The sequence below is a fragment of the Streptomyces sp. NPDC013187 genome (assembly GCF_042899705.1).
In the GTDB taxonomy this organism is placed as follows: Bacteria; Actinomycetota; Actinomycetes; order Streptomycetales; family Streptomycetaceae; genus Streptomyces; species Streptomyces hawaiiensis_A.
The window spans coordinates 355025-376899 of record NZ_JBIBAF010000005.1 but is presented as its reverse complement, the minus strand read 5'-3'; the positions used below and the strand labels follow the sequence as shown (position 1 = coordinate 376899).

Here is a 21875-nt window from a genome sequence, read left to right as displayed (position 1 = left end):
TAACGCCGTCACACCTGCTTCTGGATACGCTGCGCGATGCCCGAGAAGGCGTTCGGCGTCTGCTTCACTCGCCACCGCACGTCCGGCCTGCCCAAGGACAGGAACAGACCGACAAAGACGGGGAGGGAGAAAGACGGAGAGGGAGAAGTAAAGTGCACCTTGTCTGACCAGCAATACGTCGTGGATGGACGCTGATCGGAAAGGGCCGCCAAGATCCTCAAAAGACTCATCATCCGTCGGCCGGGGGTTCGAGTTCCACCCGCCCCACCAAACGCGTCCTTGACTTGCGGAAACGTTCCATTTGGATGCCGGAGGTCATGCTCGCGAGTAGCCGGCGCCTCCGGTACCCGGGGGCTCGTCGACACTCCGACCGACTGCCTCACACGCATCCATGCAGGTCAGAGGGGTTCAGGTAGCCCGCCACGGCGCGCCGCCTCGGGTGGTGTTCAGTGCGTGATGGCGGACAGGCTCGTGACCACCGCGATGCCTGCGGGGGCGGTGGCTCCGGCGGGGGCATTCCTGCGCAGCCATACCGCTGTCAGACCGGCACGATGCGCACCGACGGCGTCGTTGACCAGGCTGTCGCCGATGTGCATCGTGCGCTCGGGCGGGGTGCCGAGCCGATCACAGGCCAGGGCGAAGGACTCCGCGGAGGGTTTCGCCACACCCGACTCGCCCGAGACGGTGATCGCGTCAAGCCACGGGCGCAAGCCCAACCGGTCGATACGGCGTCGCTGTTGGCGCCCGTCGGAGTTGGAGAGGACCCCGATCCGGTACCCGCCGGCGCGCACCCGCCGGACGAAGGGAAGGACGTCGGGGTAGAGCCGGAGCCGGGACTCCACGGCCTGCTTGCGTCGCGCGTCGAGCTCGTCGAGACCGGCGGCGTCGGGAACAGGGCGGCCGAGCACCGTGAGCATCTCGGCGAGACGGTTCCGCTCCAGGGCCTGATAGCTCAGCTGTCCGGAGGTGAACCGTGGATACCAGTGGTCGGTCAACGCCATCCACGTCGGGAAATCCGCCTCTGGCCCCAGGACTTCCGCCAGAGCCGCAGGACTCGCCGTGCTGAAGTCGACGAGAGTGTCGTCCATGTCCAGCAGAACCCCGGCGGGTCCGGCTGTCCGATGGGGCAGCCGGACCCCGCCGAAGCGCGCTGCCGATCCGGGCGTCGTGTGCATGCCGCCGGACGAGGACGAGCCGGCAGCGCGCCCCTCTGGTTCAAACCGCAACAGGTGCCTGCCTCGCCGGTGCTCGTTCGCTCTGGGGCGCTTCGAGCCGATGCCGGGCCACACGTCTCCGCGGGGCCGCTGCCCCCGATGTCCCCTCTCGGTTCACCGAGCTGCCACGTCGATCCGCAGCATGGCCCGCAGTTCGTCGAAGCGGGCGTCGAGGCCCGCGGGATCGTCGGCGGTGAAGATCACGTGGCCGTGCGCCTGCCCGACGTGCGAGGACTCCTGGACGATGTCGCCCACACTCTTGTACACCTCGACCTCGACGACGCCCTCGGTCGCGCGGGCCTCCTCCACACCGTGGATGGCGGTGATCTCGCCGGCCTCCTCGGCGAAGAAGCCGAAGAAGCCGGTCGGCCGGGCGGCGCCGGTGCCCTTCACGTCGGGCTCGCGGTTCAGCGCGACGTCCAGGATGACGTCCACCATGTCGACGCCGGTGCTGGTGAGCACCGAGGTGTAGACCTGGAGGCCGCCGAGCCGCGCCGCGGTCTCCAGGATGACGGGCTCGCCGTTCGCGGGGATGCGGAACTCGGTGTGCGTGACACCGGTGCGGATGCCCAGCGCCTCGTGCGCATGGCCCGTCAACTCTACGATCCGACCCTGGATCTCAGGGGAGAGCTGGGAGGGCGTGCGGAAGAAGACCTCCTGGAAGAAGGGGCCCTGCATCGGCAGCGGCTTGTCGTGGATCGCCACGACGTGCGTCTCCCCGTCACGCACGACGGCCTCGACACTGACCTCGCTGCCCTCGACGTAGCCTTCCAACAGCAGTGCGGCGCCGTACTTCGCACGGTCCGCCTGGTGCAGCGGGTCGTAGTCGAAGCCGTCCCAGGCCCCGCCCCGGATCATGTCGAAGTGCTCCTCGAGTTCGGCCTCGCCGTCGACGCGGCGCACATACATGCTGCCGCCGCCGATCAGCGGCTTCATCACGAGCGGATAGCCGATGTCCGCCCCGAGCCGGCGGGCCTCGTCCAGGGTGTGCGCGAGACCGAACCCCGGGCCGGGGACGGAGCCGTGCCGGGCGAACTCGGTACGCATCTCGAACTTGTTGCGGGCGATGTGCGCGGTCCGTTCGGTGATGTACGGCAGCTCGAGCGCGGCGGCGACCGCCGCGGCGGCGGGCACGCTGTGCTCGACGAAGGACACCACCGCCTCGATCGGCTCGCTCTCCGAGGCCGCCAGCTCCCGGGCCGCGGCCACCGTCTCCGCGATGCTGCTGGTGTCCGCGGTCACCACGCGGTCCACGAACTCCGGCTCCCACGTGGGGCCGTTGACGATCAGCAGCAGCCTCTCACCGTACTGCCGGGCACGGGCGAAGTGCGGCTTTCGGTTCGGAGTGCTGGTGTGCAGGATCAGGACGCTCATGGCGGGTCGGTTCCTTCGTGAGAGTGAGCGGGAAAGCGGGTGCCTGGCCCGGTGGGCGGCACGGCGCGCGGGACGGAACAGCACGTCAGAGCCGGCCGCGGGCGGGCGATTCGCACCCGGGACGTCCTGACGGACATCGGTGACGGACGACGGGCAGCGGTGTCCGTCGTCCGGGGGTGGTGAACCCTTACAGCAGCGTGCGCAGGTGGGCGACCGGTCGGCCGCCGCCCCACAGCTGCGGCGAGAGAAGCTCCTCGACGGTGCTCCTGGCCGATTCGGGCACGGGCAGCCCGGCGAACTCGGTGAACGCACGCAGCGCCACCGGCATCGAGGCGCGGCTCGAGCCGTCGTCGATCTTCACCGCCACCGCCCCGGCTCGCGGCGCGGCGAGCAGGTGCAGGCCCTCGGCCCCCAGCTTCGCCAGCAGGCCCGGGACAGCCGTCATCGCCCGAGCGTCGATCTGGTCGGTGCCCTCGACCAACTGCGGGTGGGCGCGCATCGCGTCGGCCACCTCCCGCTCCTCGGTGCCCTCGGCGGCCTCGACCAGACGGGCCATCGCGCGCGCCAGGCCGGTCAGGCTCACGGCGAAGATCGGCACGCCGCAACCATCGATACCGGTCGCGGTGACCGGCTCGCCCGACAGTTCCTCGACCACGGACGCGGCGAGCTTCTGCAGCGGGTGGTCGAGCTCCCGGTAGGTCTCGGTGTCCCAACCGCCCGCCGCACACGCCGCGAGCATCGCCGCGTGCTTGCCCGAACAGGCCATGTACACCTGCCGCGGCCCCGCTCCGGCGGCGATCAGCGCCCGGTGGGCGGCAGGGTCGCCGGGCAGGTCCGCCGGGCACTGGAGCGCGTCTTCGCCGAGCCCCGCGCCCGACAGGATCGCCTCGACCTGCGCCACGTGCATCGGCTCGCCCCGGTGGCTGGACGCGGCGACCGCCAGTTCCGCGGCGCTGCCGGGCCTCCACCCCGCGCGCAGCATCGCGACGGCGAGCACCGGCTTGACGGCCGAGCGCGGGAAGACGGGAGAGGCCGCGTCACCGACCGACTTGACGAGTACGCCCGAGGGATCGACGACCGCGACGGAGCCGCGGTGGAAACTCTCGACAAAACCGGAACGGACGAGCTCGGCGACGTTGTCTCCGCCACCGTATGCGGCGGCGGAGGGTTTGGGGCTCACTCAGGGAACTCCTTGCGAAATCGGTGTGATGGCTCCAGGGAACCGGACGGATCAGCCGGCCGTCAGGCCACGCCGGAGGAATTGTTCAGGGGAACCCTCGGTGTTTTGGGGGCCGCCTGCTCTCGATAGATGTGCCGGGTGCGCTCGGCCCAGCGCACGGTCGCCGGCTGGACAAGTCCCGCCATCAGGAAGAGCAGGCCCACGATGTACCAGCCCGGTTTCCCCAGTCCGATGCACAGGGAAGTGAGCAGGGCCGGACCGAAGGATTCGGCCAGACCGAGTCCGATGCCGAACACGCCCAGATATTGCCCCTGAGAGTGGCTCGGCGCCAGCTCGAAGGAAAGCTCGAATCCCCCGGCGGCCTGCCACAACTCGCCGACGCTGTGCACGACGGTGGCGATGACCAGCATGATGACGGCGACCCACGTGGGGACCCCGGCGGACCAGGCAATGGCCACGCACGAGATAAGGAAGGCGACCCCGGACCGGCGCAGAGTGAGCCCTGCCGCCCGGGGGCTGTCGACGCCTTTGCTGGCGCGCACCTGGAAGAGCACGACGATGGCGGTATTGGCGATGACGATGGCCGATATGAGCCAGCGCGGCGCGGAGGTCTGACTGACCAGCCACAGGGGAATGGCCACCGTCAGCACCCGGTACTGGATGGACAGAATGCCGTCCAGCAGCGACAGCGCGATATAGGGGCGATCCCTCAGAGCCAGCCAGCGTGGTCCTTCCGTCGGGACTTCCGGCGCTACCGGCGGCAGGTAGAGCATGATCGCGGCGGATGCCAGGAGCAGGATCGCGTTGCCGAGGACGATGAGGAGATAGGCGCTGCGCGTATCGGTCTGGGCGGCCCATCCTGCCACCGCGGCACCCACGGAGATGCCGACATTGGTGACGGACTGGATGTAGGCGCGGAACTCCTGCGGCCGATGGCCTCCGTAGCGGCGAATGAGCGGGCCGCGGGCGATCAGACCCGCGCCCTGGGCGGCGGCGGCCAGACTCGCCACCACGAGGAATGGCCAGAAGCTGCTCACCAGGCAGAAGCCCGCAGTCGCGAGGCCACCGAGCACCAGGCTCGCCACATAGATGCCCCGGGCCCCGCGACGGTCGGCCAGATAGCCAGCGAAGACCCCGATGGCCACCGATATGAATCCAGCAACGCTGAGCCCGATGCCCACTTGTTTGACGGGCAGATGTGCTGATCGCGTGAAATACAACACGCCCGCGGTGAGGAATATCCCCTTTCCGGTGGTGCCGACCAGCGTCGCAAGCGCCAGGACGCGGCGTGGCCTGGTGTCGGGAAGTAGTGGAGACATGGGTGGCTACACAATCCTGCGTGCTAGTTACCGAACGTGGAACCGGAGAGTCTGATTGATGCTCTGCTGCTTCGTGAGAATGTCTTCACGGGATTCCCCCGTGAAGATCACGTGCCCATGGGCCTGCCAGACCCGCGGCGGCACGTCGACCTGCTCGCCGATCCGGCGGTAGATCATGACCTCCGAGACGCTGTCGCTGGCCTCCAGGCTTTCGACTCCGTCGACAGCGACGAGTTCACCCGGCTCCTCCGCGAAATGCAGCGAGAAGCCGACGTGCCGGAACTTCTCGCTGTCCACGACGACATCGGCGTCCGCGCCCAGCGAAACCTTGGTGAGGACCTCGACCATGTCGACGCCGGTCGACAGCAGCACGCTCTGGTACACCGGGCCGCCGCCCAGGCGTGCGCCGGTCTCCAGAATGTAGGGCTCCCCTTCCGGCGAGACCCGGAACTCGGTGTGTGTGGCGCCCTGAGTGATGCCGAGCCCCTCGTGGGCGAGCGTCGTGAACTTCTTCACCTTCTCCAGCGTTTCGCCCGTCAGCACGGTCGGAGTCGCGTAGAACGTCTCCTCGAAGAAGGGGCCGTCCATCGGCGCCGGCTTGTCGTGAACAGCGACAACGGTCGTCTCGCCGTTCTGTACGTAGCTCTCGACGCTGATCTCGTCACCGGTGAGGAATTCCTCGAGGAGAATCCCTTCCGAGTACCGCGACTTGAGGAAGAACAGCGGGTCGTAGTCGAACCCGGCCCAGGCGCCCTTCCGGATCACTTCGAAGTGCTCGGCCAGCTCCTCCGGGCTGTCGACTCGACGGACGAACATGCTGCCGCCCCCGATGATCGGCTTCATGACCAGGGGGTACTTGATGGACTCTGCCGCCTTCTGCGCCTCCTCGACCGAGGACGCGAGCGCGAAGCGCGGCTGGGAGATACCCACGGTCTCGAAGGCGCTGCGCATGCTCAGCTTGTCACGGCTCTTCGCGGCCGTCTCGGGAGAGATGTACGGAAGGCCGAGTTCTGCGGCGACAGCGGCCGCGGCCGGCACACTGTGCTCGACGAACGCGATCACGCCTGCTATGGGCTCGGACTCTTCCTTCGCGATCTCCACACACCGGGCGACGGTGGCCTCGAGGTCACCGGTGGGCGCGGCGTAGACCGCGTCGACGTACTCGTGCTCCCAGCTGGGCTGCTCGACGACGACGATCGCCCGGTGGCCCAGCGCGTGGGCTGTCTCCGCGGCCTTGGCGAGGTGCTTGCGACGGCTCGCGTTGCGGGTGTGCAGGATCATCAGGGTCATTTCAGTGCACCTTTCGAATTGCTATGGCCATGTCCGGCGAGACTTCGTCGACCGACGTGTCGAGCACGAGGACGGCCGGGCCCTGCCGGGAGAAGAAGGACGCGATCTCCGAGGCGTCGCGCTCCGGGTCGTCGCACGCCATCACGGGCAGGCCGATCGCCGCACAGATGGTGGGCCAGTCGATCCGGTGGAAATCACGGCTGACGGCGGCCGCTCCGTGACGGTGGATGGCGTGTTGGTCGATCAGGTTGAGCCGTCCGTTGTCGAGCACGGTGATCTTCACGTTGAGACCGAGGCGCTCGATGGTCTCCAGCTCGCCGATGGACATGGTGAGTCCGCCGTCTCCGACCAGGGTCCACACCGTCGCGTCGGGGCGTGCGACGGCCGCACCGACGGACGCCGGGATCGCGTAGCCGAGGCTTCCGGTCCCGCGCGGGGTGATGAGTCGCTGCGGTGGCGTCAGGCGCAGCAGCGCGCCGAACCAGCCGCTCGCGACACTGGCCTCGCCGACGCAGACGTCCCGGTCGGACAGCTCCGCGTTCACCGTGGCCACCAGGGAGGCGGTGCCGGTCTTCGACCAGTTGCCGGCGGTGGTGGTCGACGGACGGGGGCCGCTGTAGGACCACTCTCCCAATGCGTCGGTGAGCAGCTTGAGGCCGTCGGCCATGTCCTCGCGCAGCACGCAGCCGCGCACCGGGTCGGCTTCCTCGATCGAAGGGTCGTCGTCGATCCGGACGAGGAACTGGCCGGGCGACGGCCACGCGTACTGGTTGGTCGACTTGTCGCCCATCTTGGAGCCCGCGTACAGGACGACCTCGCAGCCGCTGATGTACTCGTTGGCGGGCGTGTCGCCCTTCGACCCGACCACCCGGGGAAGGCCGCCACCGGCCTCGGAGAGGACACCCTTGCCGTTGAGCGTGGTGAACACCGGGATGCCGAACCGGTCGACGAACTCCCGGAGGGCGCCGGCGGCGCCTGCCGCGTGGCAGCCGCCACCGGCGATCAGGGCGACGCTCGCACCGCGCCGGACCGCTTCGGCGGCCCGCGCGACCGCGCCGCCGGCCGTGGCGGCCGTGTCCGCGGGCTCCGTCACGCCTGCCTCGGCGGACGGCGCGTCGAGCAGCGTCGGGTCGGCCTCGGCCTCCAGGACGTCGGGGGCGATCTCCACGACGACCGGGCCGCGGCGGGGCCGTTCCGCGAGGGCGAGCGCGGCCTCGACGACGCCCAGCGCGCCCCGCTGTTCACGGATCACGTAGACGTGCTTCGCGACGCTGTCGAAGAGCTGCGCGTGCTCGACCTGTCCGGTCGCCCAGGGCCGCGGGGTGCTCTTGCTGGGCCCCGAGGTGATCAGCACCAGCGGCGTGCCGCTGTTGTAGGCCTCCAGGAGGGCAGGGGTGGCGTAGGGGGAACCGATTCCTCCCGGGGCGTCGCAGACCGCGACACCCCCGCTGATCCGGGCGTACGCCTCGGCCGCGTAGGCCGCTCCCCTGGGGCACCGGCCGACGACATGGGTCAGCTCGTCGTTCCGCTGGAAGGCGGCATACAGCGAGAGCGAGGTCTCGCCGGGGTATCCGAAGACCCGGGAGACGCCGCGCTCGGCCAGCGTGCGGGCGATCTCGTCAGCCACCGTGGTCATGAGGCCACGGCCAGGATGTTCGTCGGCGTGGGCAGCATGGGCCGCTCCGCACCGGTGAGGATGATGAGCAGGTCGCTGTCCTCTGCGAGGGAGCCTTCCTGCGCCATCCGCATCGCGCCCGCGAGGCACGCGGCGGCTGCGTAGCAGGCGTCGAAGCCGAGCGACTTCAGCAGCCCCTTGGCCATGTGCATCTCGTGGGTCCGGGCGGCGACCAGGGCGCCGCCCGTGTTGAGGGCCATCGTGCGCAGGTAGGGATAGGTGTTCGTCGGGTCGCCCCGCTGGATGGCGTGGGCCAGTCCCTCGGGGTTCTCGACGATGTCCTCCTCCGCGATCGCGGAGCGGCCCGCGTTCCACGCGCTGACCATGGGGGAGCAGCTGTCCTCCTGCACGCCGACGAAAGCCGGCAGGCTCGCCAGGAGGCCGAGGCGGTTCATCTCCACGGCGCCCTTGTAGCCGCCCAGCAGGCCCATGCCGCTGCTGATGGCCTGGAAGACGTGGGTCGGCGCCGACGGCATCTGCTGGTACGCCTCGATGTAGGACATCTTGAGGCCCTCGCGGCGGGCGTAGTTGAAGAACCCGCCCTCCCAGAAGTACCCGTTCTCCTTGGCGAACTTCTGGGCGGCCGTGCCCGCACCGACGAACGTGCCGGCGACGGCATGAGTCTCGATCTGGGGGTGGTCCGCGTAGTTCAGACGGTAGGCGAAACGTTCCCCCACGAAGATGTGGAGCTTGAAGCCCTGCACCAGGCTCATCGAGTTCGCATAGGCCATGGAGCTGTTGCCCGTGGAGGCCATGACGAACTCGTTGACGCCGAGGCCCTTGAAGCGGCTCAGGCCGGCCGACGCGATGCGGTCCTTGGTCGATCGTGTCGGGTTGCGCGTCTCGTCCTTGATGTACACCGAGCGGACGCCGAGAAGGCGGGCCAGCGCGGGCACGTCCGTGCAGGGGGTGTTGCCCTCGCCCAGCCAGGTGATGTGGTCCTCCTCCGCCACGGGCAGGACGTCCTTGTAGCGCCGCAGCGGGTTGGGGTTCGAGTCGAAGGATCCGATCTCGGCCCCGTCGAGCGGGTACAGGACCTCGATCGCGCCCTTGCAGGAAGGACACCGGTGCGCCCTGTCGTCCGTTCGCTTCTCGCAGTCGAGGCAGAGGAAGACGGGACGGTCGGCCGGCGTGTGGTTCGCGTAGAGCTTCTGGTAGTCGAACATCAGGACCCCCCGGAATCCTTGTCTTCTCGCGGGCACGTGGTGACGGCCATCCCGGCCTTCAGCCCGAGTGCGTGGCCGTTTCGGAGGTCCGCGCCCTCGACGAGAATGTTGTAGTGGTTCGGCATGTGCGTTTCGTCGAAGCCGCTGATGGTGCCGAGCGTGCGTCCCTCTGCGACCAGGGTGTCGCCGACCGCGAGGACGCCCGACGTCTCGAAGGTGGCGAATCCGTAGTACTCGACGTGGTCGACGGGGTAACGGGGGCCGGGGCCCACGTTGATGAACTCGTGCACCTCACCCGCGCGAATGCACCGCGTCCGCCACGCCGACGGCTCGATGGCGCGGTCGCGCCGCGTGTGGTCCATGACCGCGGCCCAACGGAGCCGAAACGGTTCTCTACTGGTAAACATCATTTCCTGCTTCTCGGAAGATTCCGTGAGTGAGCGCCGTCAGCGCGGACGCATCGCGCGCGGCAGGTCCCAGGCCGAGGAACCCTGATGGAAGCGCGGACCGAAACGGCTCGATCCCCGCAGCCGCCGATACAGCGAGATCGGAACGAACACCGCGACGAACACCGCGGATGCTGCAAAACGCATGGAGACCATTCCTTGTCAGTCGAGCGGGATCTCGTCGCGCCAGTCGACGGATTCGGCGAACGGCGGCTGGTCGTCCTTGTGCAGCACGTGGCTGCCGAGAACGAGCACGTCCATCCCGGTGCGCATGAAGCATCGATAGGCGTCCTCGGGGGTGTGCACGATGGGTTCGCCGCGCACGTTGAACGACGTGTTCACCAGGACCGGGCAGCCGGTCGCCGCCTTGAAGGCGCTCAGGAGCCGGGCGTACGGGGCGTTGTCGCGCTCGGTGACGGTCTGCACCCGGGCGGAGAGGTCCACGTGCGTGATGGCGGGCAGCTCGGAACGGGCCTCGTTGATGCTGCCCAGGCCGCGGCTCGGCCCACCGGGCTGCAACGCGGCCGCGGTCTTGATCCGGTCCGCGACCTCCGCCACCACCAGCATGTACGGGCTGTCGCCGACCAGACCGAAGTAGTCCTTGGCGTCCTCGGCGAGGACGGCCGGCGCGAACGGCCGGAACGACTCGCGGAACTTGATCTTGAGGTTCATGCGCTTCTGCATGGACTGGTCGCGCGGGTCGCCGATGATCGACCGGGCGCCCAGGGCTCGGGGGCCGAACTCCATGCGTCCCTGGAACCAGCCCACCACGGCGCCGTCGGCCAGGTGGCCGGCCACCTCGTCGTACAGCCTGTCCTGCGCGAACGTGGTGAAGTCGTAGCCGTTCTCCCGCAAGAACTCCTCGATCTCGCTGTCGGAGAAGCTCGGCCCGAGCAGCGCGCCGGACATGCCGTCGCCGCCGTCGGCCAGGTGCGGCCGGCCGTGCGCCGGGACCGAGTGGTCGAGTGCGGCACCCAGCGCGCAGCCCGCGTCGCCGGCCGCCGGCTGGATCCACAGGTCGTCGACGATGCCGGAGCGGCTGAGCACGCCGTTGGCGACGCAGTTCAGGGCGACGCCGCCGGCCATGACGAGCGCGCGTTCGCCGGTCTGCTCGACCGCCGCCCGCGCCAGGCCCAGCACGATCTCCTCGGTGACCACCTGGACGGAGGCCGCCAGGTCGCAGTGGCGCTGCTCCAGTTCGCTCTCCGCGTCTCGGACCGGCGCGCCGAACAGCTCCTCGAAGGCTCGCCCGACCATGCGGCTGCCCTGATGGAACTCGAAGTACTTCATGTTCAGCGTGAACGAGCCGTCGGGGCGGATGTGCACCAGTTCCCGGCGGATGACGTCCGCGTACCGCGGCTCGCCGTAGGGCGCAAGGCCCATCAGCTTGTACTCGCCGGAGTCGACCTTGAAGCCGCAGTAGTAGGTGAACGCCGAGTAGAGCATTCCCACCGAGTGCGGATACGAGACCGAGTTGACCAGTTCCAGGGAGTTGCCGCGACCGTGCCAGATCGTGGTGGTCTGCCATTCGCCGACGCCGTCGATCGTGAGCACCGCCGCGTTCTCGAACGGCGAGGGGAAGAACGCCGATGCGGCGTGCGAGCGGTGGTGCTGTGAGGCCACGGCCCGCGGCGCAGTGCCGCGCCCCATCGCCACGAGCTCGGCGTCCACGCGCTTCAGGACGTCGCGCTTCCAGCGCAGCCATTCCGGCAGGACGGCCGAGAACGGGCGGAGGCCACGCGGCCCGGCGCTGGCGAACGAGGACAGCACCCGCCCGTACTTCAGGCCAGGGTCCTCGTAGTAGACGACGGCGTCGAGTTCTGCCAGGGACATCCCCGCGTGGTCCAGGCAGTACGCGATCGCGTCCGCCGGGAACGCGGAATCGTGCCGGACCCTGCTGAAACGCTCCTGTTGCGCGGCGGCGACCACCACGCCGTCGCGTACCAACGCGGCCGCGCTGTCGTGATAGTAGGCCGAAATTCCCAGCGTGTACGTGGACATCAGGACACCCCCACCGGTGTGTGGTGGAACAGCGACCCGCCTTGCGATCGAGGTTTCCACGGAGTTGTACGGAATCGGTCGCCGATCCGGTCGGCGACGGTGGACGAAGGCAGCGGGGCCAGCGACTCGTAGCCGATGCGGATCCGCTCCCACTCGGCGGCGGCCTCCGCCGGGGTCGACAGCTTCGACACCGTGCGCATGTGGGTGTCGATGGCGTCGGCGGCCCAGGCCGAGTGGCCCGTGGACACGTTGTCGATCGTGTTGTGCAGATCGACGAAGTGCGTGGAGAAGCCGTAGTGCTTCAGGAAGCGCCGGGCGGCGCGATAGCTGCCGCCGACGCCGGAGAGTTCCATGGCCAGGTTCATGCCGAGGATCTCCGGCATGAAGGTGTGCGGGAGCTTGCCCAGGCACAGCCAGTAGACCGGCCGCTCCAGCGACTCCTCGCGGAACCGGGTGTCGTAGGCGAACTCCCGGCTGCCGGTGGGAGCGAGCTCGATGCCCATCTCCCGCAGGACGTCACGGTAGATCTTGGGGTGGTTGAGCTCGATGTCGCCGTTGCCCAGCTCGTCCCAGTACGTCTCGAACAGCGGGAAACCGTATCGGGTGGTGGCGAGCCCCGCGTCGGTGAAGCCCTGCAGCCACGAACCGTCGATCAGCGTCAGCGGCGCCAGCTGCAGGGTCTCGTCGACGACCTGCTCGCGGGTCGGCATCTCGCCGAACTTGGCGCTCTCGAACTCGACGCCGTGCTTGTCGTGCATGTCCAGCAGCCAGGGGCGCAGTCCGCCGGACGTCCACCGCTCGGGCAGCGAACGGTCTGTGCGGCCCAGCGATCGCTTCGCCCGGGCCAGCCAGTGGTTCACGTACCGGAGGGCGAAGTCGCGGGTGCCCGGTGCCAGTACGCGCCCCTGAAGGACGAAGTAGGCCTCGCGGACATCGGCCGGCACCGCGCCCGCCTCGGCCGTCCGGTCGAGGAGGTCGGGGGCCGGGGCGCTCGGGACCCGTGCGGCCGACGGCGGCGCGGGCTCCGGCTCGCCGTCGGCCAGCGAGTCGATCCACTTCGAGATCACCTCGACGTCGTCGGCCGAGAAGACCCGGAACATCGGTCCCCTCGGGCCGATCAGGCCGTTGACCAGCGAGCTGCGCTCGGCGTTGCCCGGCTTGACCATGCGGGTCCCGGCCAGCTCCTTCAGCAGCGGGCCCGGGTCGGTCTTGGCCCGCTCCAGCAGCTCGGAGAGCGACTCCGCGCCGTCCATACGGAAGTTCTGGTGGTAGACGGCGCCCTCTCGGGCCCGCTCCCGGATCAGTTGTTCCATCGCGCGCCGAGGGTGCAGCGCTGCGCGGGCCTCGTCGAGCAGCAGCTCGTTCCACGACCGCAGGGCGTCGAGCATCCAGGCCGCGCCGAACGCGACCTGGCGGCGCGCGGCCCCGCCGGTCGCGCAGAACTGCTCGGCCACGCCCCGCGAGAGGTCCAGGGGCGCCGCGATGTCGGTGGCTCCGGTGGACTGCGCCAGGTCCAGGCGTGCCCACTCGGCCGGGGCGCCGTCGCTCGCGCGGAGCGCCTCCCAGCAGGGGAGCATGCCGATGGAGCGCAGCACCACATCGATACCGGCGACAAGAGGCGCGAACTCGTCGCTGCGCCGGCTGATCGCGAACAGGGTCGCGGGCAGGGCGAACATGTGGTCCCGGACCGGCCGTTCGGCGGCCAGTTCGTCGGCGTCCACAGCCAGTTCGGGACGGCCGTACTGCGTCGCGAGGCCCTTGAACGCGTCGTAGCGCGACGAGCGCGGCCCGCCGACCCCGATGTCGTCGGCGAACAGGGCCAGGATTTTGAGGTGGGTCTCGTCCTCGAAGACCCCGGGTGCGCTCATGCCCTGCAGCCAGGCGCCGAGCGTCGAGGCGAAGGGACCGGACTGGCGGAGCAGTGCGTGCGCCAGGGTTCTCGATGCGTCGGTCCGGTCGGCAGAGTGGGTTAACTCTCGATAGGCGCTGCTCTGTGCGTCACTCCACGAGGCGGCCTCGTCGAGCGTGACGGACAGATGCGGGGGGTCGGTCCCGGGATCGATGGACGCGACCTCGGCCATGAGTGTCTGGATCGCGGTGGTGCCCAGAAATATCTCCGGGTCGACACACCGGCGGTACGTCTCACGCCACATGGGGTGCTCTCTTGTCGTGCTCAACCGGCGTCAGAACATCGGGTAGATGGACGCGTCCGGCTTCTTGGACTTCTTCCGGCGGAAAATGCGGGCGATCAGGGATTTGATGAACGACATGCGTCGCCTCCGAATCAGATGTTGTCCAGGATCTTGCTGGCGACGAAATCATGACCGTGGTCCGTCAAGTGGATCCGGTCGATGAAAAGCCATTGGTCCTGCTCGGCGGAATCGGCCAGGACGGGGCTGAAGTTGACGAAGTCGATGCCCATTTCCTTCGCGCCCTGCTCGAGCATCGCCGCGTAATCGATGTTCACCTGGCGGCTGAGAATGTCTCCGTACATCGCGGCGAAGCCGCCGTGCTGCTCGAGCTCGTCGAAGATGAGTTCCTCTTCCCGGCTTCCCTTGTCGCGCACCCAGCCCGACAGCGGCTGAAGAATGTAGGTGATCTTCGCGTCCCACGTGGAGGCCAGGGCCTGCCAGCCGCTCAGGTGCCGCAGCGTGAGGTCGGCGGCGTAGGTGATCTGTTCGTCGATGCCCGGCGCGGCCGGCGCCGGCGCTTCCTTCTCCCGGCGCAGCAGGCTGCGCATCGAGGACTTGGTCTTCGCGTGCTGCGCGAAGATGTCCTGGTACGTCGTGTACTGGAAGAAGGTGCCGTGGTCCTCCTCCCGCATCTGCGGCATGCGGGCCAGGCTCAGGTTGTTGAACCCGGAGAACAGCACGATCTCGTCCACCTTCGGCAACAGGTGGCGGTAGAGCGTGAGCAGGAGGAGCTCCTGTGTCGAGTTGAAGCTGCGGCCGCCGAAGTTGAGCCAGGTGCCGGGCCGGTCGTCGTGCGCGTTCAGCCGCGAGGGAAGCGTCCAGGCGTCGGAGCTTGCGCCGATGCCGAAGACGGTGGAACTGCCGGCCAGGAGCCTTACCGACTCGGCATCCCCCTGGTCGGCCACCGAATAGCTGTGGTCGCCGTCCGTGGCGTACCGGAAACCGATCGAGTCGGTGTTCACCACGTCCGAACGATGCGATTGCGGGTGGAAGAAGAGAAGATGCGGGAGCCAGCGGATCTCGCCCTTGCTCGTGAACTTCTCCTCATAGCCCGCAAGATACGGCGCCAGTTCGTTCCTGATTTTCACTGAAAACTCCTCAGGCGGTACGTCCGGACCCTGGTCGAAAGCATTATTCGATCTCGATCCTGATGGACTTCACGAGCTCGTCGAACGTCTCAACGAGTTCGGCGTCGCTGTCAGCGGCAAAGATCACATGGCCGTGTGACTGCCAGACGCGCGGCGGGACATCGACAAAGTCGCCCACCTGCCGGTAGAGCGAGAGCTCATGCACGCGGGGATTGCGGCGGACTTCTTCCACGCCGCTGATACCACTGATCCGCCCGGCTTTCTCCGCGAAGAACAGGTAGAAACCAGCAGGCGTGGGCTCGAGTTCGGGAGTGAGATCCGGTGTTCGACCGGACGCTACATCGAGCACCGCTGCGACCATGTCGACCCCGGTGCTCAACAGAACCGACTGGTAGACCGGTCCGCCGCCGAGTCGCGCCGCCGTCTCGAGGATCTTCGGCGTGCCGTCGCTCTGGATGCGGAACTCCGTGTGAACGGCTCCGGTCTCGATGCCGACGGCCCGGTGCGATGCTGCGGTGACCTCGACGATCCGCTCCTGCACCTTTGCCGGCAGCCGGCTGGGGGTCGCGTAGTGGACGTCGAAGAAGTAGGGGCCCTCCATGGGGAGGGGCTTGTCATGGATGGCGACCACGTGGGCCCGGCCGTCGACGACGATCGACTCGACGCTGATCTCCGCGCCCGGTAGGTACTCCTCCAGCAGGATGGCCGAGTCATAAGTCGCCACCATCCAGGCGTACAGCGGGTTGTCCGCGATCCTGGGCCAGGCGCCGTGCTGTACCACCGGGAAGTGCTCGATGAGTTCGGCGATGTCGTCCACCCGCCGGAAGTAGCCGCTGTCGTTGTCGATGAGCGGCTTCAGCACCAGCGGAAAGCCGATGCGGGCGGCCTGCGCCACTGCCTCGTCCGGCGTCCGGGCCAGCCCGTAGGCCGGCTGCGGCACGTTTCCCGAGGCGAAGGCCTCGCGCATGGCGTACTTGTCGCGCACCGTGCGCGCCACTTGTTCGCCGATGAAGGGGAGTCCTAAGTCCGCGGCGACGGCAGCGGCGGCGGGCACGCTGTGTCCGACGAACGCAGCGACCGCTCGGATGGGTTCCTGCTCCGTCGCGGCGAGCGCGCGCACCGCGGCGACCGTGGCCTCGATGTCCGAGGTGTCCACGGACACCACGACGTCGGCGAAGTCCTTCTCCCAGGTCGGATTCCTCACGGCGACAAGGAGCCGGTCCCCGTTCTCCTTCGCGTACTCTGCGGCTTTCGCCAGGTGCCCGCGCCGGCTGGCGTTGGATTTGTGGAGTAAGAGGATGCTCATTCTCGGCAGGTCTTTCCGTGCATGACGACCGTGGCTGTGGCTCCCACGTTCAGCTGATGCCGTTGAAGAACTTCGCTCCGCCGTAGACCGACTCGGATCCCAGCTCCTCCTCGATCCGGATCAGCTGGTTGTACTTGGCCGTTCGGTCGGCCCGCGACAGCGAACCCGTCTTGATCTGACCGCAGTTGAGGGCGACCGCGAGATCGGCGATGGTCGTGTCCTCGGTCTCGCCCGAGCGGTGTGACATCACCACGGAGTAGCCGGCGCGGAAGGCTGTGTTCGCGGTGTCCAGCATTTCCGTCAGGGTGCCGATCTGGTTCACCTTGACCAGGATCGAGTTCGCGATGCCCCGGTCGATGCCGTCCCGGAGCAGGCGTACGTTGGTGCAGAAGACGTCGTCGCCGACCAGCTGGCAGGTGGAGCCGATGGCGTCGGTGAGGTACTTCCAGCCCTCGAAGTCGTCCTGGGCCATGCCGTCCTCGATCGACACGATCGGGAATCGGGACGCCAGGTCGGCGAGGTAGTCGGCGTGCTCGGTGACCGACCGGACGCGGTTCTCGCCCGCGTAGTGGTAGGCGCCGTCGCGGTAGAACTCGGAGGATGCGGGATCCAGCAGCAACGCGACGTCGTGGCCGGGCCGGAATCCGCTCTTCTCGACGGCCTTGACGATGAACTCGAGCGCCTCGTCCGCCGTGGCCAGATCGGGCGCGAACCCGCCCTCGTCGCCGACGTTGGTGTTGTGTCCTGCAGCGCGCAAGAGGTCTCGCAGGGTGTGAAAGACCTCCGAGCCGATACGGACGGCCTCGGCCATCGAGGCCGCACCCACCGGCGCGACCATGAATTCCTGGAAATCAAGCGCGTTGTCGGCGTGGGCGCCACCGTTGATGATATTGATCATCGGGGTCGGGAGAACATGCGCGAAAGTGCCGCCGACATAGCGGTACAGAGGCAAGTCGCGCGACGCGGCCGCCGCTTTGGCGACGGCGAGCGACACGCCCAGCGTGGCATTGGCCCCGAGGCGCCCCTTGTTCTCCGTCCCGTCGAGCTCGATCATCAGCCGGTCGACAGTGGACTGGGCGTCAGCCGGTATGCCCTGCACGGCCTCCGCGATTTCTCCATTGACCGCAGCAACCGCCCGGGTGACACCCTTTCCCCGGAAACGGGCCGGGTCGGAGTCGCGGAGTTCGACCGCTTCCCGGGTACCGGTCGAGGCGCCGGAGGGAACCGCGGCCCTGCCCAAGGAGCCGTCGGCCAGACGAACGTCCACCTCGACAGTGGGATTGCCGCGGCTATCGACGATTTCGCGTGCGGACACGCCAGTGATATCAGACATTCCACTCCTACGCTGCGTCTCATATTTTCATGCCGGATGAGTCACCACAGCATGGCTGCCGTGGCACACCAGAAGGCTTGTCGTGCCACGACGTCGGCCGGTCAAACGGCATGTGGGACGCTGCTGACCTGGGGTAGTGCTACGGAATTGGACCGTAACAGCGATCGACTGGCTGGATTGCTCGTCATCGAGTCATATCTGCCTGTCGTGCGCAGAACCAGCAAGAGACTCCGTCGACCATGCTGTTTGCGCTGCCGGGCGGAAGGGCTGCCCGATCTATTCACGAAGCATGCGGTGCATCGTGAACCTCATACGGTGCGGATGGCTTCCGGCACCTCTACGCGCCCTCACATCAAGGCTCGGGCAACTCACCAGGAGACGAATGCAGCCTTCCACACTGAAGGGCCGTGCTCCTCATTTTCCGCGCGACGGATCCAAGGTGTCCGTGCAGTTGCCATCTAACCACACGCCCCCCGGAGCAAGACAGTTCGGGGGTTCCGCCCAGGACTCGTGCGTTCCCGTCCGGCGAGATGAGCAACTCGGCTGTGGGCAGGCTCTGATAACCCGCTTGGAGGTCTTGCGAGGCCCGGTCTTCGATTCGGGTCTCCGGCGCGGCGGCCCCTCCGCGTTCACCCGCCCGAACCCGCAGCAGGGGTCGTCACACGGTGGGTCGCCGGTTGTCCGTCGGCGGGGGAGAGCTCACCCGCCGGGGCCGGGGTCGCGCCGTGATGGCGCTGGCGCCCGGTGTAGGCGGTGATCGCCTGCCAGAGGTCGCGGCGGTCCACGTCGGGCCACAGGCCGGGGGTGAAGTGCAGCTCGGCGTAGGCCGTGTGCCAGGGCAGGAAGTTGGAGATCCGCTGTTCGCCGCCGGTGCGCCAGAGCAGGTCCACGTCGGGCATGTCCGGGTGCGGCAGGTGTCCTGCGAAGTCGTTCTCGGCGATCAGGCCGGGGTCCAGACGGCCGGCCCGGGCGCGGTGGGCCAGGGCGGCGGCCGTGCGGGTGAGCTCGTCCCGGCCGCCGTAGTCGATGCACATCGTCAGCGTCAGGCCGGTGCGGGCGCGGGTGGTGCGCTCCCGCAGGTGGAGCAGGTCGACCAGGTCGGGGGGCAGGCGGCCGGCGCGGCCGTGCCAGCGCAGCCGGACGTCGAGGTCGCGGAAGGGGTTCTCGGCCAGTTCGTCGCTCAGCAGGCCGAGGATCGCGTCGACCTCCTCCGGGTCGCGCTGCCAGTTCTCGGTGGAGAAGGTGTACAGCGTCAGATGGCGCAGGCCGATCTCCAGGGCGCCGTGGACCACCTCGCGGACGGTGGAGGCACCGGCGCGGTGGCCCGCGTGCCGGGGCAGGCCGCGCTGCTGTGCCCAGCGCCCGTTGCCGTCCATGATCACGGCGACGTGTGCGGGCAGCAGGCCGGGCGGGATCTCCGGGGGCCGCTCGCCGCCCGGGTGGGGCGGCGGCAGCCGGAAGGCGCCGGTGGGTGCCGGCCCGGGGGGTGCCGGTGGCCTGTGGGCGGCGGGGTGTTGCCGCGGCGGCACCGTCAGCGAGGTCAGGCTCCAGGCCAGGGCCGCGCGCGCCCGGGCGGGAGCGAGGATGCGGGCCCGGGTGCGGAGCGCGGGCCGGGGCGGGGAGTGCAGGAGCGCCGGACCGGCCGCGTCGACGGCGTCGAGCTGCGCGTGCAGCAGGGCGGCCATCGTGTCCAGGACCGTCGCGGGGCCCGGGTGCATGCCGCGGGTGAGGGCCTCCTGGGCCACCCACTGGCGGGCCAGCCCGGTCAGGTGCGTGACCAGGGCGGCGACGGCGGGGCTCCAGCGGCGCCGCGCCAGGTCTGCGGCCGACCCGGGGTGCAGGTCGAGGGCCTCGGCGGGCAGGAGCAGGTCGCCCTGGGCGAGGTCGGCGGACAGGTCGGTGAGGATGTCGGTGAGCCGGACGCCGTCGAGGAACTCCTCGTAGGCCTCCCGGGTGTCCAGACGCAGCGCCACCGGGACGCCGGCCCGGTCGAAGACCGTGCGGACCAGACCGAACCAGGGCAGCAGGTTGTCCCGGCCCCAGGCGCGCCACTGCGCCCAGTCGGCGAAGTGCCTGCCGCGGGTGTCGTCCTGGACCTGGGCCATGGCGTCCCGCAGCTCGGACAGGTCCAGGCGCCAGCGGTTCGCGGTGTCCACCAGGGCGAGCCGGACCGGGTCCGGGCTGGAGCCGGTGGGCAGTTCGCGGTGCAGGGCGGTGATCCAGGCCTCGACCCGGGCGGCCCGCTCGGCGGCGGGCGCCGTGGGGTCGTCGCCGAGGTCGTCGAGGGCGTTGGCGGCCGCCCACAGGGCGTGCAGGGCCGGGCGCAGGGCCGCGGGCACCAGCTGGATCAGCGCGTACTCCGCCGGGTCCTGGTCCTTCGTCCGGCGCCGGCACAGCCGGTAGGCCGCCCGCAGGGCCGGGTCGTCGCCGGTCACCGGGTGCTCGGCTCGCTCCGGGGTCTCGGAGGTCGCTTCTCGGTCCGCCGGTGCTGTGGTCGCGGGGGGCACATCGCTCACACCGAGGACGATACGTCCTGGTTCAGCGGGTGGATCACAGGGGCCGGGCGCGCGTCAGGGGCGTACCTCAGGGCCCCGGCCCCGGATCCGGCCGCACGGCTTCGGTGATGCCTGCCCGGGCCGCTTCCAGCTGGGCGGCGAAAGCGATACCGAGGAACAGCGCCACACCGGTCAGGTTGGCCCACAGCAGCAGGGCGACGAAGGCCGTCAGCGGCCCGTAGACGGCGCCGAAGGAGCCGCTCTTCGCGACGTAGAGCGCCAGCAGCCAGGTGGCCGTGATCCACAGCACCAGATGGACCGCTGAGCCGAACGCCAGCCAGGTGTAGCCCGGTTGGTCCCGGCGGGGCGCCCAGCGGAAGATCGCCGCCGAGGCGACCCAGGCCAGCACCACGCCCAGCGGCACGTCGAGGGCGCCCCACCAGTCGAGCCAGGTGCCGGACCAGTCGAGGGCCTCCACCACCGCGCTGCCCACGGCGTCACCGGCCACCAGCACGAGGAACCCCAGGACCATCGGCATGCCCGCGGCCATGGCGAGGAGCAGGGAACGGCCGTACTTGGCCACGAAGGGCCGGTCGCGCTCGATGCCGTAGATGCGGTTGGCGCCGCGTTCGACCTGGGCCATGGCCGAGGCCAGGTTGAGCACTGCGAAGGCCAGGCCCAGCCACATGGCGACGGCGCCCCAGACGCCCGAACCGGCGCTGCGCGCGGTGCCGTCCAGGGCGTCCTCGACCAGGTCCGCGCTGGCGCCGGGCACGATCCGGCCGAGGGTCAGTTCGATGATCCGTCCCACGCTCTCCGTGTGCACGGTGGTGGCCACGCCGACCAGGGCGATGGTGAACGGCACCATGCCCAGGACCACCTGGAAGGCGAGGGAGCGGGAGTTGCTGAAGCCGTCCGCGTAGCGGAAGCGGGTGAACGCGTCGACGAGCAGCCGGCGGCCTCCGTAGCGCCGCAGGGCGGTGAACGCCTCGTCCCCGGAGAGTTCCTCCCCGATCATGTCCCGCGTCTGCGGGACGTGCACTGCGGTGCCCATCGAGAAAGGTCTCCTTCTGCCTGCCGTGCGTACCGGACCAGCATGCCGGGTGGCGCGGCCGCGCGGTGGGTCAGAAGGGCATGCGGCCGCGGGTGCGGCGGCCGGCCGAGCCGCTGCGGCTCACCGCGCGGGAACTAGTGTGGAACGGCTTGGCGAAGAGACGGCCCAGGACGCCGGGTGCCTTGCCACCGGCCCGGGCGCCCGCGCCGAGCGAACGCTGGGTGCCGCGCTCGGGGTGGCGCGAGAGGCGGGGGACGAGGAAGGCGAGCACGGCGAGCAGCACACATCCGGCGATGACGACGGCGACGATCACGGGTAACTCCTTTGCCTGATAGGGGAGATACGGGTTCCCCGCCGGGCCGCCTGTATGTGGCCGCCACCGTTCGGACTCACCGTTCTGAGGACTTCTCCGTGACGGGGACTCCGTCGCTACGGGTGTCCGTCGCCACCGGGGGCTCCCGTTACGGGTCCTCCGTTGTGGTGCCCTCGGACGTGTCGCCCTCGCCCGGGGTGCTCTCGTCGTCGCGGTCGCCTTCGGCCTGGGACGGGGTGGGACGCGGGGTCGTGTCCTGCTCGTCGTCGCGGTCGCCTTCGGCCTGCGACGGGGTGTGGTCGCTCATCGTGTACCTCCTCGCGCAGCAGTCCGCTGCCGGGTACCCCGGTGGGCCGGGGAACACCGGTCCCCCCGGACTCCGCCCTCAGCCCCGGCGGCGCCGCGCCACGGCCCGCTGCAGCGCCGTCC

At 69.3% G+C, this 21875-nt stretch carries 18 protein-coding genes; all 18 read right to left on the bottom strand.

Annotated elements, in window-relative coordinates; genetic code table 11:
- Nucleotides 1-446: 446 nt before the first annotated feature.
- Nucleotides 447-1175, bottom strand: coding sequence for an HAD family hydrolase (locus ACFY5B_RS12950; protein WP_389968311.1), 729 nt, complete (start codon nucleotides 1173-1175; stop codon nucleotides 447-449).
- Between the two features lie 153 nt (nucleotides 1176-1328).
- Nucleotides 1329-2588 (bottom strand): ATP-grasp domain-containing protein, encoded by a 1260-nt coding sequence (locus ACFY5B_RS12945; protein ID WP_389968309.1) that lies wholly within the window; start codon nucleotides 2586-2588, stop codon nucleotides 1329-1331.
- A 187-nt stretch (nucleotides 2589-2775) separates the two neighbouring features.
- Nucleotides 2776-3768, bottom strand: coding sequence for an asparaginase (locus tag ACFY5B_RS12940; protein WP_389968307.1), 993 nt, complete (start codon nucleotides 3766-3768; stop codon nucleotides 2776-2778).
- Nucleotides 3769-3830: 62 nt separating this feature from the next.
- Nucleotides 3831-5087: an MFS transporter gene (locus ACFY5B_RS12935; protein ID WP_389968305.1), complete on the bottom strand. Its 1257-nt coding sequence runs from the start codon at nucleotides 5085-5087 to the stop codon at nucleotides 3831-3833.
- Between the two features lie 27 nt (nucleotides 5088-5114).
- Nucleotides 5115-6377, bottom strand: coding sequence for an ATP-grasp domain-containing protein (locus ACFY5B_RS12930; protein ID WP_389968303.1), 1263 nt, complete (start codon nucleotides 6375-6377; stop codon nucleotides 5115-5117).
- Nucleotide 6378: 1 nt separating this feature from the next.
- Entirely contained in the window at nucleotides 6379-8013 is a 1635-nt protein-coding gene (locus ACFY5B_RS12925) for a thiamine pyrophosphate-binding protein (protein WP_389968301.1), read from the bottom strand.
- Nucleotides 8010-9218, bottom strand: coding sequence for a pyridoxal-phosphate dependent enzyme (locus ACFY5B_RS12920; RefSeq protein ID WP_389968299.1), 1209 nt, complete (start codon nucleotides 9216-9218; stop codon nucleotides 8010-8012). Before ACFY5B_RS12920 ends, ACFY5B_RS12925 begins: the two co-directional genes overlap by 4 nt.
- The gene (locus ACFY5B_RS12915; protein WP_389968513.1) at nucleotides 9218-9625 is read right to left on the bottom strand and encodes a DUF6917 domain-containing protein; all 408 of its coding nucleotides are present in this window, start codon (nucleotides 9623-9625) and stop codon (nucleotides 9218-9220) included. The genes ACFY5B_RS12920 and ACFY5B_RS12915 overlap by 1 nt, the downstream gene beginning before the upstream one ends.
- Nucleotides 9626-9664: 39 nt before the next feature.
- Nucleotides 9665-9811: a hypothetical protein gene (locus ACFY5B_RS12910; RefSeq protein WP_389968297.1), complete on the bottom strand. Its 147-nt coding sequence runs from the start codon at nucleotides 9809-9811 to the stop codon at nucleotides 9665-9667.
- A gap of 15 nt (nucleotides 9812-9826) precedes the next feature.
- Complete coding sequence (locus ACFY5B_RS12905) at nucleotides 9827-11665, bottom strand: carbamoyltransferase (protein ID WP_389968295.1); 1839 nt, start codon at nucleotides 11663-11665, stop codon at nucleotides 9827-9829.
- Entirely contained in the window at nucleotides 11665-13818 is a 2154-nt protein-coding gene (locus tag ACFY5B_RS12900; protein ID WP_389968293.1) for an iron-containing redox enzyme family protein, read from the bottom strand. The genes ACFY5B_RS12905 and ACFY5B_RS12900 overlap by 1 nt, the downstream gene beginning before the upstream one ends.
- A gap of 131 nt (nucleotides 13819-13949) precedes the next feature.
- Entirely contained in the window at nucleotides 13950-14945 is a 996-nt protein-coding gene (locus tag ACFY5B_RS12895; RefSeq protein ID WP_389968291.1) for an SGNH/GDSL hydrolase family protein, read from the bottom strand.
- A 43-nt stretch (nucleotides 14946-14988) separates the two neighbouring features.
- Nucleotides 14989-16251 (bottom strand): ATP-grasp domain-containing protein, encoded by a 1263-nt coding sequence (locus ACFY5B_RS12890; protein WP_389968290.1) that lies wholly within the window; start codon nucleotides 16249-16251, stop codon nucleotides 14989-14991.
- A gap of 49 nt (nucleotides 16252-16300) precedes the next feature.
- On the bottom strand, nucleotides 16301-17584 hold the full coding sequence (eno, locus tag ACFY5B_RS12885; RefSeq protein ID WP_389968288.1) for a phosphopyruvate hydratase: 1284 nt from the start codon (nucleotides 17582-17584) through the stop codon (nucleotides 16301-16303).
- Between the two features lie 629 nt (nucleotides 17585-18213).
- Nucleotides 18214-20100: a polyprenyl diphosphate synthase gene (gene uppS / locus ACFY5B_RS12880; RefSeq protein WP_389968286.1), complete on the bottom strand. Its 1887-nt coding sequence runs from the start codon at nucleotides 20098-20100 to the stop codon at nucleotides 18214-18216.
- Nucleotides 20101-20167: 67 nt separating this feature from the next.
- The gene (locus tag ACFY5B_RS12875) at nucleotides 20168-21133 is read right to left on the bottom strand and encodes a YihY/virulence factor BrkB family protein (RefSeq protein ID WP_389968285.1); all 966 of its coding nucleotides are present in this window, start codon (nucleotides 21131-21133) and stop codon (nucleotides 20168-20170) included.
- Between the two features lie 70 nt (nucleotides 21134-21203).
- Nucleotides 21204-21446, bottom strand: coding sequence for a DUF6411 family protein (locus ACFY5B_RS12870; protein WP_053672211.1), 243 nt, complete (start codon nucleotides 21444-21446; stop codon nucleotides 21204-21206).
- Nucleotides 21447-21594: 148 nt separating this feature from the next.
- Nucleotides 21595-21753, bottom strand: a complete 159-nt coding sequence (locus tag ACFY5B_RS12865; RefSeq protein ID WP_389968283.1) for a hypothetical protein — start codon at nucleotides 21751-21753, stop codon at nucleotides 21595-21597.
- Nucleotides 21754-21875: the final 122 nt, after the last annotated feature.

What these genes read in the sequence shown, in the direction of transcription:
- ACFY5B_RS12910 (WP_389968297.1), bottom strand. Translation starts at nt 9,811, where the DNA reads ATGCGTTTTGCAGCATCCGCGGTGTTCGTCGCGGTGTTCGTTCCGATC.
- ACFY5B_RS12875 (WP_389968285.1), bottom strand. Translation starts at nt 21,133, where the DNA reads ATGGGCACCGCAGTGCACGTCCCGCAGACGCGGGACATGATCGGGGAG.
- eno (WP_389968288.1), bottom strand. Translation starts at nt 17,584, where the DNA reads ATGTCTGATATCACTGGCGTGTCCGCACGCGAAATCGTCGATAGCCGC.
- ACFY5B_RS12930 (WP_389968303.1), bottom strand. Translation starts at nt 6,377, where the DNA reads ATGACCCTGATGATCCTGCACACCCGCAACGCGAGCCGTCGCAAGCAC.
- ACFY5B_RS12865 (WP_389968283.1), bottom strand. Translation starts at nt 21,753, where the DNA reads ATGAGCGACCACACCCCGTCGCAGGCCGAAGGCGACCGCGACGACGAG.
- ACFY5B_RS12890 (WP_389968290.1), bottom strand. Translation starts at nt 16,251, where the DNA reads ATGAGCATCCTCTTACTCCACAAATCCAACGCCAGCCGGCGCGGGCAC.
- ACFY5B_RS12915 (WP_389968513.1), bottom strand. Translation starts at nt 9,625, where the DNA reads ATGTTTACCAGTAGAGAACCGTTTCGGCTCCGTTGGGCCGCGGTCATG.
- ACFY5B_RS12935 (WP_389968305.1), bottom strand. Translation starts at nt 5,087, where the DNA reads ATGTCTCCACTACTTCCCGACACCAGGCCACGCCGCGTCCTGGCGCTT.
- ACFY5B_RS12920 (WP_389968299.1), bottom strand. Translation starts at nt 9,218, where the DNA reads ATGTTCGACTACCAGAAGCTCTACGCGAACCACACGCCGGCCGACCGT.
- ACFY5B_RS12900 (WP_389968293.1), bottom strand. Translation starts at nt 13,818, where the DNA reads ATGTGGCGTGAGACGTACCGCCGGTGTGTCGACCCGGAGATATTTCTG.
- ACFY5B_RS12945 (WP_389968309.1), bottom strand. Translation starts at nt 2,588, where the DNA reads ATGAGCGTCCTGATCCTGCACACCAGCACTCCGAACCGAAAGCCGCAC.
- ACFY5B_RS12925 (WP_389968301.1), bottom strand. Translation starts at nt 8,013, where the DNA reads ATGACCACGGTGGCTGACGAGATCGCCCGCACGCTGGCCGAGCGCGGC.
- ACFY5B_RS12905 (WP_389968295.1), bottom strand. Translation starts at nt 11,665, where the DNA reads ATGTCCACGTACACGCTGGGAATTTCGGCCTACTATCACGACAGCGCG.
- ACFY5B_RS12950 (WP_389968311.1), bottom strand. Translation starts at nt 1,175, where the DNA reads ATGCACACGACGCCCGGATCGGCAGCGCGCTTCGGCGGGGTCCGGCTG.